This is a genomic window from Pseudooceanicola pacificus, from assembly GCF_009789075.1.
Lineage (GTDB): Bacteria > Pseudomonadota > Alphaproteobacteria > Rhodobacterales > Rhodobacteraceae > Pseudooceanicola > Pseudooceanicola pacificus.
Genome location: NZ_WNXQ01000001.1, coordinates 564,265 through 576,664, shown reverse-complemented (window position 1 = coordinate 576,664; position 12,400 = coordinate 564,265). Strand labels below are relative to the sequence as shown.

Genomic DNA, 12,400 nt, shown 5'->3' with positions numbered 1-12,400 from the left:
TGGCGCGCTTCCGGCACTTGGCCTGTCGCCGCCGTGGACTCCTGAAAGCAGGCCGCGGAGTACGCGCCGGACAGCGCCCCGCCGTTCCACGGGCCTTGTGCCGCCCCCCGATCTGGCCGATTCCCTTGTCTTCGACGTCGATGCCTCGACCCCGGCGCTGGAAATCGACGTCAGGGCAGCGGATGTCGTGGGCGGCAGTGCCGGCCCGACCCTCGACCCCGCGATATGCGACAATGTCCACGCCGTGGCGTGCGAGTCGGATCACAACAGGCCGATGGTCTGTGACGGCATCGTCCTCACCGCCTGAGGCAGACGACATCCGGGGGTATTTACCCCCGGCAAAGGCGGCGGTGCATCCTGCATGTGCCGCCGTTTTGCGTTGCAGGTCGGAAGCATTCGACACGAAGTCGCAATCGGATGCAGCAGGCGCTCGGCTTGGCGGTATTTAGCAACTGCAAGGTGCGGGCCCCCGGGTCCGAGAATTGGGAAGCCGGTGCAAACCCGGCGCTGCCCCCGCAACGGTGACAGAGCGGAGGACGCGGCAGCAGCCACTGGGGAAGAGGAGCCCTGGGAAGGCGTCGCGTCCGGGTCGCAAGGCCCCTCTGCAAGCCCGGAAACCAGCCTTGCACAAGACGTCAAGCCGCGGGTGGCGGTGCGGGCGCCGGATGGGTTCGTGGCTTCCTCGCCCCGCCGCGGCCGCCGGACTGCCCGTGCCATCCGCACAGATCATCAAAGCCGCGGGGCGCGGCGGGAGGCCCGACAGACATGTCGACCCAGATCCAAGAACTCCTTGCCCGGCGCAGACCGGGCCACGCGCTGGAACAGCCGTTCTACGGCGATCCCGACATCTACCAGAGCGACCTGGACACCATCTTTTACCGCGACTGGCTGTTCGCCATTCCCGCCTGCGAACTGCCCAAGGCCGGCAATTACGTGACCCATCAGGTGGGCGACTACCGCGTGGTCCTCGTGCGCGGCGCCGATGGCGTGATCCGCGCCTTTCACAACACCTGCCGGCATCGCGGCTCGATCCTGTGCAAGGCCGCCAAGGGCAGCGCGCCCAAGCTGGTCTGCCCGTACCACCAGTGGACCTACGAGCTTGACGGCCGTCTGATCTGGGCCCGCGACATGGATGCCGATTTCGACCCGTCCCAGCATGGCCTGCGCACGGTGCATTGCCGCGAGGTCGCCGGGCTGGTCTACATCTGCCTGGCCCAGACGGCTCCGGATTTCGACGCCTTCGCCGATCTCGCCCGCCCCTATCTGGAGCCGCACGACCTGAACAACGCCAAGGTCGCGTTCGAATCCAGCATCGTCGAGAACGGCAACTGGAAGCTGGTCTGGGAAAACAACCGCGAGTGCTATCACTGCGGCGGCAACCACCCCGCGCTCTGCCGCACCTTCCCCGACGATCCGGTCGTGACCGGGATCGAGGACGGGGAGACCCCGCCGCATCTGGCCGCCCATTTCGCCCGTTGCGAGGCCGCCGGCATCGCCTCGCAGTTCCGCATCGACGCGGCCGGGCAGTACCGCCTGGCGCGGATGCCGCTGAAGGTCGGCGCCAAGAGCTATACGATGGACGGCGGCATCGCCGTGACCCGCCGCCTGGGCCGCGTGCCCTTCGACGATGCCGGGTCGCTGCTGAAGTTCCACTACCCGACGACCTGGAACCACTTCCTGCCGGATCATTCCCTTGTCTTCCGTGTCACCCCGGTGGGGCCGCGGCAGACGCAGGTGACGACCAAGTGGCTGGTGCACAAGGACGCGGTCGAAGGCCGGGACTACGACCTGAAGCGACTGATCGAGGTCTGGACCGCCACCAACGACGAAGACCGCCGCGTGGTCGAGGACAACCAGATGGGCATCGATTCCCCGGCCTACACCCCCGGGCCCTATTCCTCGAAACAGGAAAGCGGCGTGATCCAGTTCGTGAACTGGTACTGCAACACGATGACCTCGCGCCTTGGCGCGCGCGTCACGATGGCGGCGGAGTGAGCCGATGAAAGACCTGACGCCGTTGCGGACCCGGGCGATCTGGGATCAGGGCGAGATGCTGGAATGCGTCTCGGTCATCCCCGAGATGGCGAATTGCGCGACCTTCACTTTCCGGGCTCCGTCCGGCGCGCTGTTCGATTTCCTGCCCGGCCAGTTCCTGACGCTGGAAGTGCCGGTGCCCGGCGGCCCGGTGCACCGGACCTGGACGATCTCGTCCTCTCCGTCGCGGCCCAGGTCGCTGTCGATCACCGCCAAGGCGCAGGAGGGCAGCGTGGCCACGCGCTGGCTGCTGGACAACATGGAACCCGGCATGCGCATACGCGCCATAGGCCCGGCCGGCACGTTCAGCCACCTGGAACATCTGGCGGGTAAATACCTGTTTATCTCGGCCGGGTCGGGCATCACGCCGATGATGTCGATGGCGACATTCATGTTCGACCTCGGGTCGGAACCCGATATCGTCTTCGTCAACTGTGCCCGCCGCCCGTCGGAAATCGTGTTCCGCCAGCGGTTGGAGCACATGGCCAGCCGGGTGCCTGGGATCGACCTGAAATGGGTTGTCGAGGCGCCCGACCGCTACCACCCCTGGACCGGATATCAGGGCCGGTTCAACCAGCTGATGCTGGGCCTCATGGCGCCCGATTACCTTGAACGCGAGGTCTTTTGCTGCGGGCCCGAGCCTTTCATGACCGCGGTGCGCGAGGCGCTGGCGGGCCTCGGCTTCGACATGGAGCATTACCACCAGGAAAGCTTCAACGCCCCGGTCGGGACAGAACTGCCGGTGCCCGAGGACGTGGTGCCCGACGATGCCGCGCAGGCCGAAATCGTCTTTGCCAGCTCGGGCAGCCGCACCACCTGCGCCGAAACGGATACGGTGCTGGCCGCCACCCGCGCCGCCGGGCTGAACATCCCGTCGGGCTGCACCTTCGGCGTCTGCGGCACCTGCAAGATCCGCAAGCTGTCGGGCGAGGTGCACATGGTCCACAACGGCGGCATCAGCGAGGACGACATAGCCGAGGGCTATATCCTTGCCTGCTGCTCGCATCCCATCGGGTCGGTCACGGTCGAGGTCTGAGACAGGCCCTCAGCCGCCGGTCAGCCGGGCCAGAAGAGAGCGCACCAGGGCGATATCCTCGGGGCGCGACAGGCTGGGGGCATGGCCGCAGTCGAATTCCGTCATCCCGGGCCGGGGTCCGCGCTGCTGCATCAGGGCGGCGATCTCGGCGGGCAGGATGTCGCTGTCACGCCCGCGCAGCAGATGCGTGGGCGTGGTGATCCGGGCGTAGCGGTCCCAGGTCGTCAGCTCGTCGCGCGAGGCGACGAACTGCACCGTGATCCTGGGATCGTAATGCAGCGTCAGCCGTCCGTCCGACCGCCGCCTGAGCGAGCAGCGCGTCATCCGCCGCCAGAAGGTTTCGGGCGCGGGGCCGAAGGGGGCGTAGACGGCGCGCAGCCAGGTCTCGGCCTGGCTGGCAAAGGCGAAATCGGGCAGGTCGCCGACATAGTCCAGGATGCGGCGGATCGCCGGGTCCGGCACCTCGGGGCCGATGTCGTTGATCAGCAGGCAGGACAGCCGGTCGGCATGGGGGCCCGAGGCAAGGCGCATCCCGATCATCCCGCCCATCGAGGTGCCCAGCCAGGCCGCCTGTTCGAAGCCGTAATGGTCCAGCAGGTCGGCCGCGATCCCGGCGTAGTATTCGACCGAATATTCCGCCTCGGGGTTCTGCGACCAGCTGGACAGCCCGCGCCCGATGGTGTCGGGGCAGATCACGAACCATTCGTCCGACAGCGCCTGCGCCAGCTCGTCGAAATCGCGCCCGGTGCGGGCCAGCCCGTGCCACATCACCAGCGGCGGGGCGGACCGGTCGCCCCATTCGGTGACGTGGATTTCATGATCCATCACCGGGACAAAGGAAAAGCGCGGCGCGGTCATGTCGTGCGATCCCGTGCCATGACGGTGCCCGCGATCCCCTTGGGAAAGAAATAGACCAGCAGGATGAAGATGATCCCCAGCCAGAACAGCCACCTGTCGGGGTTCAGCAGCTCGGGCAGCAGGGGGACCGAGGCGACCGCCTCGGCGGCCGCGCCCATCAGGTCGCGCAGATAGTATTGCGCCATAACCAGCAGAACCGCCCCGATCACCGCGCCCCACATCGTGCCCATGCCGCCGATCACCACCATCAGCAGGATGTCGATCATGATCGCAAAGGACAGCGAGGTATCCGGCCCGGTGTATTTCAGCCAGACCGCGTAGATCGTCCCGGCGAGCGAGGCGATGGTGGCCGACAGGCAGAAGACGAAGGTGCGATAGGCCACCACGCGATAGCCGATGGCCTCGGCGCGTGCCTCGTTCTCGCGGATCGCCTTGAGCACGGTGCCAAGCGGAGAGCCGGTGAATCGCAGCATCAGGACGAAGAGGACAAGACAGCTGAGGAAGACGAAGTAATAGGACGCCAGCTTGCCGTTCAGCCGCACGTCGAACAGGCGCAGCACCTTGCCGTCGGCATCGCTCAGCAGCTTGGTTGCGGGTTTGAACAGGTCGGGCGCCTTGTAGGTGATCCCGTCCTCGCCCCCGGTGAACTGCGACAGCTGCGAGGCCAGCACCAGCACGACAGATGCGGCGGCCAGGGTGATCATGGCAAAGAAGATCGCCTTGACCCTGAGCGACAGCAACCCGATGGCCACCGCCATGACCAGCGACACCGCCACGCCGGCCAGCGCGCCCAGCAGGACCGGGGTCCAGCCCGGGCCCATCTGTTTCAGCAGGATCGCCGCCCCATAGGCGCCAAAGCCGAAGAACATCGTATGGGCAAAGCTGACGATCCCGGTATAGCCGATCAGCAGGTCGAAGCTGGCGACCAGAACGATGAAGATGCAGATCCGCGCCGCCACCTCGATCGAGCGCACGTCCTGGAACAGGAAGGGCGCGAACAGCAGCAGCGCCGCGATGATCAGCACGATCCCCTTGATGGCGAGCGTGCCGGTGAATCCGTTGGTCATCTCTCCGGTCCCCTCACTTCACCGCCGGGCGCAGGCCGTTCGGCCGCCACAGCAGGATCGCCACCATCAGCACCATGTTCGACGCCAGCGCCAGCTTGGGCGCGAGGAAGCCGAGGTAATTCGACATCAGCCCCACCAGGATCGCCCCCAGCAACGTGCCCTCGACCGAGCCGAGCCCGCCGATGATCACCACGATGAACACCACGATCATCAGTTCGCCGCCAAGCGCGGGGGTGATCAGCGTCTCGTAGCCCGCCCACATCGCCCCGCCGAGCGCGGCAAGCGCCGAGCCGGCCATGAAGACCCCGATGAACAGCCGGTCGACCCGAAAGCCGAGCGCCTCGACCATCTCGCGGTCCTCGACCCCGGCGCGCACCAGCAGGCCGATGCGCGTGCGGTTCAGCACCAGCACCATCGCGATGAAGACGAGCAGCCCCAGGGCAAAGGCGAATCCGCGGTAGATCTCGATGCTGACGTCGCCGATGATCCAGGCGCCTTCCAGGAAATGAGGGCGGGGCACGGCGTAGGGCGTGCCGCCCCAGAAGGCGAGGATGGTCTGTTCCGCCACGATCATCGCGCCCATGGTGATCAGGATCTGGCGCAGGTGGTCGCGGTAGACCGGGCGGATGATCACCGTCTCGAAGAACCAGCCCGCCACCAGCCCGAACAGGATCGCGGCAAGGAAGGCAAGCGCCAGGGCCAGCGCCTCTAGCGCGATGCTTTCCGCGCCCAGCCAGCCCGAAAGCCCCGCCAGCACCGTCGCCGCGACAAAGGCGCCAAAGCTGACAAAGGCCGAATGGCCGAAGTTCAGCACATCCATCAGCCCGAAGACGAGGCTGAGGCCCGAGGCCATGAGGAACACCATCATGCCCATGGCCAGCCCCGCCACCGTCAGCGTCACCCAGGACGAGGGCGCGCCGATCAGCACGAAGGCCACCGCCGCTAGGGCGACCGGCAGCAGGTTCACCCCGCCCATGCGCCCCAGAATATTGCTCAGTTGTTCCATTCCTGCCCCCTCACATCGCCAGGCCCAGAAGGCGGTCCTGCAGCGCCGCGTCGGCGGCGAAATCGGCCATGCTGCCGCGATGCACCACGCGGCCGTCGTCGATCACCGCCATGTCGCGCCCCAGCGTCCGGGCGAAATTGAAATTCTGTTCGACCAGCAGGATCGTCGCGTCCTGCGCGATCTCGCGAAACGCCTCGGCCATGGCGTCGACGATGGCGGGCGCAAGGCCCTTGGTCGGTTCGTCGATCAGGATCAGGCGGCGCGGTTCGATGATCGCGCGGGCAACCGACAGCATCTGCTTCTGCCCGCCCGAAAGTGACCAGGCCTGCTTGTCGCGGAACCGCTCCAGTGCCGGGAACAGCGCATGGATCCGTTTCAGCCGCGCCGGGTCGATCCGGCCCCTGGCGGTTGCGAGGACAAGGTTTTCATCCACTGTGAGGGTGCCGAAAATTCCCATGTTCTCGGGTACATAGGCGATGCCCATGCGGGCGATGTCGGCGGTGTGCATCCGCGTGATGTCCTGCCCGTCGAAATGGACCGAGCCGGGCGAGGGGCTCCAGAGCCCCATGATCGAACGCAGGGTGGTCGTCTTGCCCGCGCCGTTGCGGCCCAGCAGGACGAACACGCCGCCTTCGGGCACATCGAAACCCACGTCATGCAGCACGGCATACTGGCCGATCTTGGTCTGCATCGCGGTCAGGGACAGCAGGGTCATGCCGCGCCCCCCGAGGTGCCGAGGTAGACATCACGCACGATCTGGCTGGACATGACCTCGGCCGGGGGGCCGTCGGCCAGCAATTCGCCGTTGTGCAGCACCACGATGCGGTCGGCGAGCGCGCGCACGACGTCCATCTTGTGCTCGACCAGCAGCACGGTCTTGGTCGGGTCGGCCTTGATGCCGGCGATCAGCTCCAGCACGTCGGGGGCGTGATCCAGCGACATGCCGGCGGTGGGTTCGTCAAACATGTAGATATCGGGCTCCATCGCCATCAGCAGGGCGACCTCCAGCTTGCGCTGGTCGCCGTGGGGCAGGGCGGCGGCGGGCTGGCGGGCGACAGCGGTCAGGCGCGTCGCCTCAAGATATGTTTCGGCCTGGGCGGTCAGCCCGCGCTGCGCGGTGACCTGGCGCAGCATCCGCCAGCCGTCACCCGACCGGGCCTGCACCGCGAGGCGGATGTTTTCCAGCACGGTCAGCTGCGGGAACAGGTTGGTCAGCTGGAAAGCCCGGCCGATTCCCTGCCGCGCCCGCGCCGAGGGCGCCATGCCGGTGATATCGGTCCCGTCCTTGACCACGCGGCCCGACGTGGCGGTCAGCTGGCCCGAGACGAGGTTGAAGAAGGTCGTCTTGCCCGCCCCGTTCGGCCCGACGATGACGGTCAGCTCTCCGGGGTGAAAGGCGCAGGAGACGGCGTTGACGGCGACATGGCCGCCGAAACGGATGGTCAGATCCTGCGTGACGAGGGATGGGGTGGTCATGGCATGTCCCGGATTTTGCGCGGGGTCGGGGCGTTGCGCGATGGCGCCGCCCTTGGGTCCCTCCCCCGGCCCGGGGACGGGCGGGGGGAGGGGATGGGTCGCGTGAGGGGGAGGCCCCGCCTCAGTCGTTGGTGCGGCCGATGGGAATGTCCATCTCGTCAGCCGGGATGATGCGGACCTTTTCCGGGATCGCCCAGTCGACGCCCTCGTCCACGCGGATCTTGAAGTGCAGCATGTCCTGCAGCGCCTGGTGATCCTCGGGGCGGAAGGTCATGGTGCCCTTGGGCGTTTCCCACGACATGCCTTCCATCGTCTCGATCAGGGTGTCGGTCTCGTAATCCGGCGCCTCTTTCAGGGCTTTCGCCACGGCGAGGGCGGCGGACATGCCACCCGCGGTAAAGAAGTCCGGCGGGGTGCCGAAACGGGCCATGTGCTCTTTCACCAGCCAGTCGTTGATCGGGTTGTCGAAGCCTTCGTAGTAGTAATAGACCGCGCCTTCCATGCCCGGGAACCGCTTGTAGGTCGGCAGAACCGGCAGGATATGCCCGCCCATCGAGATCTCGATGCCATAGCGCGAGGGGTCCATCGCCTGGATCTTGCCCGGCGCGTCACCACCGCCGGCGATGTAGATCAGGATGACCTTGCGGCCTTCCTTGTCCTTCAGCGCGTTGAACATGCGCTCGGCCACGGCGGTGAAATCGGTTGTGCCCTGGGGCACGTATTCCTCGGCCACCACCTCGGCGCCGCTGCCGTCGAGCGCGGACTTGAAGGCCGCGATGCCGTCGCGGCCGAATGCGTAATCCTCGGCCAGGGTCGCCACGACGAGGTTCTCGTCGGGCTGCAGGGCCAGCGCCTGGGCCTGCATGTCCATCGAGCTGTTGCGCGAAGTCTTGAAGACGTAGCGGTTGCTGTCGGGCCCGGTGAGGCTGTCGGCCACGGCGGGTTCGACGATCAGGATCTTTTCGTATTCCTCGGCAATCGGCAGCATGCCGACGGTCACGCCGGACGAGGTCGCACCGACCGCCAGCAGCACCTCGTCATCGCCATAGGCCTCGGCCAGGACGGCGCGGGCCACGTCGGGCTTGAACTGGGTGTCCTTGATGATCAGCTCGATGGGGCGGCCGTTGATTTCGTTGGTGCCATCGGTGGCGTATTCGATGCCCATCTCGAACCCGGTCTGCGCCTGTTTCGAAAAGGCCTCGAAGCTGGAACCGGACAGGCCGTGGATCAGGGCGATCTTGATCGGATCCTGGGCCTGGGCACCTGTCGCGACGGCAAGGCCGATAACGACGGGTGCGACGAGTCGCTTGATGATATTCATGATATCCTCCCTGTGCGGCAGGGGATTGCGCGGCGTTGCACATGTCGGGGCCGCTGCCCTACCTTGGCCCCAAGGATCGCCGCAGCGGGCTGGTGGAGCAAGATAGTGGAACTACGTATAGACGAGTCCTACCGCACCGGAGACTTTGCCGCGCTGGCCTACGCCTTTGCGCCGGTGGGCCTGGTGATCACCGAAAACCGCGTGATCCGCGACTGCAACAACGCCTTTGCCGAGATGTTCGGCTATTCCCCGGACGAGCTGCGCGACCAGGTCTTTGCCATGCTCTACCCCAGCGACGAAGAGTTCGTGAACATCCGCGACCGGGGCATCCGCCAGCTGCGCGAGACCAATACCTACTGGGACGAGCGGATCATGGCGCATCGTTCGGGGCGGCTGTTCTGGTGCCGGGTGCGGGGCCATTCCTTCACCCCCGAAGATCCCCTGATGCGCGCGGTCTGGAGCTTTGCCGACCTGTCGGCCACGCGCCCCTACATCCCCCTGACCCGGCGCGAGCGCGAGATCATCAGCCACCTGTCCGACGGGCTGACCAGCAAGGAGATCGCGCAGAAGCTGGAGATCTCGCACCGCACGGTCGAGGTCTACCGCGCCAAGCTGCTCAAGAAATTCGGGGTGAGCAACACCGGCGGGCTGTTCCATTCGCTGGGCGGAATCGGGTCGGATCACGTCGTCTCGCGCGGGAGCGGCTAGGCCGGATCACTTGGCCCCGGTCACTCCATCGCCAGGATCATGTTCCGCACGACCGGGTAGATCTCGAATTCCCACCGCTTGCCGTTGAACACGCCGTAATGGCCGACATTGGCCTGCAGGTGGTGCCGCTTGAGATGCGGGCGCAGCGAGCTGCACAGGTCATGCGCCGCCGTGGTCTGGCCCAGCGAACAGATGTCGTCGCGCCCGCCCTCGACGGTCAGCAGCGCGGTCTTGCGGATGGCCGACGGGTCGACCAGCTCGCCGCGATAGGTGAACTCTCCCTTGGCCAGCTCGGCCTTCTGGAAGATGCGTTCGATGGTTTCCAAGTAGAATTCGGCGGTCAGGTCGAGCACGGCGAAATATTCGTCGTAGAACTCCATGATCTTCTGCGCCTCGTCCTCCTTGCCCTCGGCCAGCAGGTCGTAAAGCTTCTTGTGCTGCGCCTTGTGCCTGTCCATGTTCATGTTCATGAAGGCAAAAAGCTGGACGAAGCCGGGATAGACCTTGCGCCCGCCCCCGGCAAAGCGCCACGGCACGGTGGAAATCACATTGCGTTCGAACCAGCCGATCGGGTGGTCGAAGGCCAGGTCGTTCACCACCGTCGGGCTTTCGCGCACATCGATCGGGCCGGCCATCAGCGTCATGGTGCGCGGGGTGCAGGGATGATCCTGCTGCGACATGACCGACACCGCGATCAGCGCCTGCACGCAGGGCTGGCAGACCGCCAGGATGTTGCCGCCGGGCCCGATCTCTTCCATGAAGCGGATCAGGTATTCGACGTAATCCTCGACCCCGAAATACCCCGCCGACACGGGCACGTCGCGGGCATTCTTCCAGTCGGTGATATAGACGTCATGGTCCTGCAGCAGCACCTCGACCGTGCCGCGCAGCAGGGTGGCGAAATGGCCTGACAGCGGCGCGACCACCAGCACCTTGGGCTGGGGCACGTCGACCTCGGGTTTGGTGAAATGCAGCAGCTGGCCAAAGGGCAGGTCCAGCGCGACCTCGTCCACCACATCGACCATGCGGTTGCCCGACTTGACCCTGGTGATGCAGAAATCCGGGCGTTCGTGGGTCAGCTGAAAGCGTTCGATCATCGTCATCAGCGCGTCGAACTTGTGCACGGCGCCGTTCAGCAGCGAGGCCCCGGGCAGGCTGCCCATCCGGGTCATGCCGGCGGCGAACCGCATGGGCGCAATCATATCATCCTGCAACTGGTACATGTGATAGAGCATGGCGTGACCCTCGAGACCGTGAACGGCTCCCCGTCTGAAATTTCTAGTGCATAAAATGCTGCGGTGCGACAGAATTATGTTTGCAGCGCAGCAAAACAGCGGAGCGACGGCCAATGGCACCGGCAACACTGACGATTTCATCCAAGAATTACTCGTCCTGGTCCTTGCGGGGCTGGTTGTTGTGCCGCATGGCGGGGCTCGACTTTGTCGAGAAGCCGGTGGCCATCGACGACCCCGAAACCCGGCAGGAACTGCTGCTTCTGTCCCCCTCGGTCCGGGTTCCGCGACTCAGCCACGGCGATGTCGAGGTGTGGGACACCCTCGCAATTGCTGAATATATGAGCGAAATCGCCCCCAAGGCCGGGCTGTGGCCCGATGACATCAAGACGCGGGCGCATTGCCGGGCGGTGTCGGGGGAAATCCATTCCGGGTTCTACAACCTGCGGTCCGCCCTGCCGATGAACATCAAGGCCCGCCACGACGCGTTCAAGATATTCTCGGGCGCGCGGCCCGACGTGCAGCGGATCAAGGAGATCTGGACCGACTGTCTGACCACCTATGGCGGCCCGTTCCTGTTCGGCGCGCCCACCGTGGCGGATGCGATGTACGCCCCGGTCTGCACCCGTTTCCGCACCTATGCCGTCGAGCTGGAGCCGCCGCTGCAGGCCTATTGCGAGACGATTTTCGACTGGGCCCCGATGAAGGAATGGGCCGAGGCCGCCCGGGCCGAGCCTGACGAGGTCATCGAGCTTGAGGTCGAATTCTAACCGTCCATCCGCAGGCGGCAGCTCTGCCCCGCCAGGATCGCGCCATCGGGATTGGGCAGGATCAGCCGGATGCCGAAGGTGCCGGTGGCGGCATCCAGTACAGGGTCGATCACGTCGACGGTGGCCTCGACGGTGTCGCCGGTTTCCAGTGTCAGGGTGGCGGTGCGGCCCTCGGCCACCTCGGCGCGGCGGCTGACGGGCAGATAGGCCTCCACATGCAGGGGGTCGACGCTGACGACGGTCACCACGGGCCCCTGCTCGGTATAGAGTTCGCCGACTGACAGCAGTTTTTCGGTCACCACCCCGTCAAACGGCGCGCGGATGCGCTTGCGCTCGCGGGCGGCTTCGGCGGCGGCCAGTTCGGCCTCGGCCATGCGGTGTTCCAGCAGGGCCTCTTCCTCTTCCAGCCGGGCGGTCCGGGCGGCGAGCACGGCTTCTTCCTGCTCGGCCTTGGGCACCAGGCTGCGGCCCACCAGCGTGGTCAGGCGTTCGGCATTCGCCTCGGCCGTCTCGGCCTTCAGCCGGGCAAGGCGCAGGGCGATGTCGCTGCCCAACCGCAGCTTGGCCAGGGTGATCTGGCTGTCTTCCTCCGAGGCTTCAAGCTCGGCGATGACCTGCCCGCCGGTGACCCGATCCGCGCGATCCACGACGATGGAGGCGATCACCCCGCGCGTCGACGCCCCGATCCGCGCAATCTGTTCCGCACGCACGATGCATTCGGAATCGACCCCCTGCGCATGCGCCGCCGGGACCGTCAGACACAGGAAACAGATGCCGAAACCGGAACGTATTCGGCCAAGTTGTTGCGGGAATTGAAAAATAAAGTTGATCACGAAAGCATGTCATTAACATTGAAAACGCCGCTTGCATGATGCTAGCCTCTGGCAGCGTT

13 protein-coding genes and 1 riboswitch are annotated in these 12,400 nt (G+C 65.9%); of the genes, 5 read left to right on the top strand and 8 right to left on the bottom strand.

The window, feature by feature from the left end; all coding sequences use genetic code 11:
• Positions 1–97: 97 nt before the first annotated feature.
• From GLS40_RS02530 to GLS40_RS02520, 3 genes are all read left to right on the top strand, one after another.
• Positions 98–307 carry a hypothetical protein gene (locus GLS40_RS02530; RefSeq protein ID WP_160381020.1) on the top strand — a complete coding sequence of 70 codons (210 nt, stop codon included), beginning with the start codon at positions 98–100 and terminating at the stop codon, positions 305–307.
• A gap of 133 nt (positions 308–440) precedes the next feature.
• A riboswitch (cobalamin riboswitch) is annotated at positions 441–640 on the top strand.
• A gap of 125 nt (positions 641–765) precedes the next feature.
• Positions 766–1,995, top strand: coding sequence for an aromatic ring-hydroxylating oxygenase subunit alpha (locus GLS40_RS02525; RefSeq protein ID WP_160381019.1), 1,230 nt, complete (start codon positions 766–768; stop codon positions 1,993–1,995).
• A 4-nt stretch (positions 1,996–1,999) separates the two neighbouring features.
• Positions 2,000–3,070, top strand: coding sequence for a 2Fe-2S iron-sulfur cluster-binding protein (locus GLS40_RS02520; RefSeq protein ID WP_160381018.1), 1,071 nt, complete (start codon positions 2,000–2,002; stop codon positions 3,068–3,070).
• Positions 3,071–3,079: 9 nt separating this feature from the next.
• Here the strand turns inward: GLS40_RS02520 and GLS40_RS02515 are convergent, their stop codons facing one another.
• From GLS40_RS02515 to GLS40_RS02490, 6 genes are all read right to left on the bottom strand, one after another.
• A complete protein-coding gene (locus GLS40_RS02515; protein WP_160381017.1) occupies positions 3,080–3,928 on the bottom strand; it encodes an alpha/beta fold hydrolase in 849 nt (282 codons plus the stop codon).
• Positions 3,925–4,995: a branched-chain amino acid ABC transporter permease gene (locus GLS40_RS02510; RefSeq protein ID WP_160381016.1), complete on the bottom strand. Its 1,071-nt coding sequence runs from the start codon at positions 4,993–4,995 to the stop codon at positions 3,925–3,927. The genes GLS40_RS02515 and GLS40_RS02510 overlap by 4 nt, the downstream gene beginning before the upstream one ends.
• Positions 4,996–5,008: 13 nt before the next feature.
• Positions 5,009–6,001 (bottom strand): branched-chain amino acid ABC transporter permease, encoded by a 993-nt coding sequence (locus tag GLS40_RS02505; RefSeq protein WP_160381015.1) that lies wholly within the window; start codon positions 5,999–6,001, stop codon positions 5,009–5,011.
• Positions 6,002–6,011: 10 nt separating this feature from the next.
• Positions 6,012–6,716: an ABC transporter ATP-binding protein gene (locus GLS40_RS02500; protein WP_160381014.1), complete on the bottom strand. Its 705-nt coding sequence runs from the start codon at positions 6,714–6,716 to the stop codon at positions 6,012–6,014.
• The gene (locus GLS40_RS02495) at positions 6,713–7,477 is read right to left on the bottom strand and encodes an ABC transporter ATP-binding protein (RefSeq protein ID WP_160381013.1); all 765 of its coding nucleotides are present in this window, start codon (positions 7,475–7,477) and stop codon (positions 6,713–6,715) included. The genes GLS40_RS02500 and GLS40_RS02495 overlap by 4 nt, the downstream gene beginning before the upstream one ends.
• Before the next feature lie 121 nt (positions 7,478–7,598).
• Positions 7,599–8,798: a substrate-binding domain-containing protein gene (locus tag GLS40_RS02490; protein WP_160381012.1), complete on the bottom strand. Its 1,200-nt coding sequence runs from the start codon at positions 8,796–8,798 to the stop codon at positions 7,599–7,601.
• Positions 8,799–8,903: 105 nt separating this feature from the next.
• Between GLS40_RS02490 and GLS40_RS02485 the strand changes: the two genes are divergently transcribed.
• Positions 8,904–9,506 (top strand): helix-turn-helix transcriptional regulator, encoded by a 603-nt coding sequence (locus GLS40_RS02485; RefSeq protein ID WP_160381011.1) that lies wholly within the window; start codon positions 8,904–8,906, stop codon positions 9,504–9,506.
• Positions 9,507–9,526: 20 nt separating this feature from the next.
• Here GLS40_RS02485 and GLS40_RS02480 read toward each other — a convergent pair whose 3' ends face one another.
• Complete coding sequence (locus tag GLS40_RS02480) at positions 9,527–10,741, bottom strand: polyhydroxyalkanoate depolymerase (RefSeq protein WP_160381010.1); 1,215 nt, start codon at positions 10,739–10,741, stop codon at positions 9,527–9,529.
• A 113-nt stretch (positions 10,742–10,854) separates the two neighbouring features.
• On the opposite strand from GLS40_RS02480, the gene GLS40_RS02475 reads away from it, so the two are divergent.
• Entirely contained in the window at positions 10,855–11,508 is a 654-nt protein-coding gene (locus tag GLS40_RS02475) for a glutathione S-transferase family protein (RefSeq protein ID WP_160381009.1), read from the top strand.
• Here the strand turns inward: GLS40_RS02475 and GLS40_RS02470 are convergent.
• A complete protein-coding gene (locus GLS40_RS02470) occupies positions 11,505–12,341 on the bottom strand; it encodes an efflux RND transporter periplasmic adaptor subunit (protein WP_160381008.1) in 837 nt (278 codons plus the stop codon). The two genes, GLS40_RS02475 and GLS40_RS02470, sit on opposite strands and share 4 nt — an antisense overlap.
• Positions 12,342–12,400: the final 59 nt, after the last annotated feature.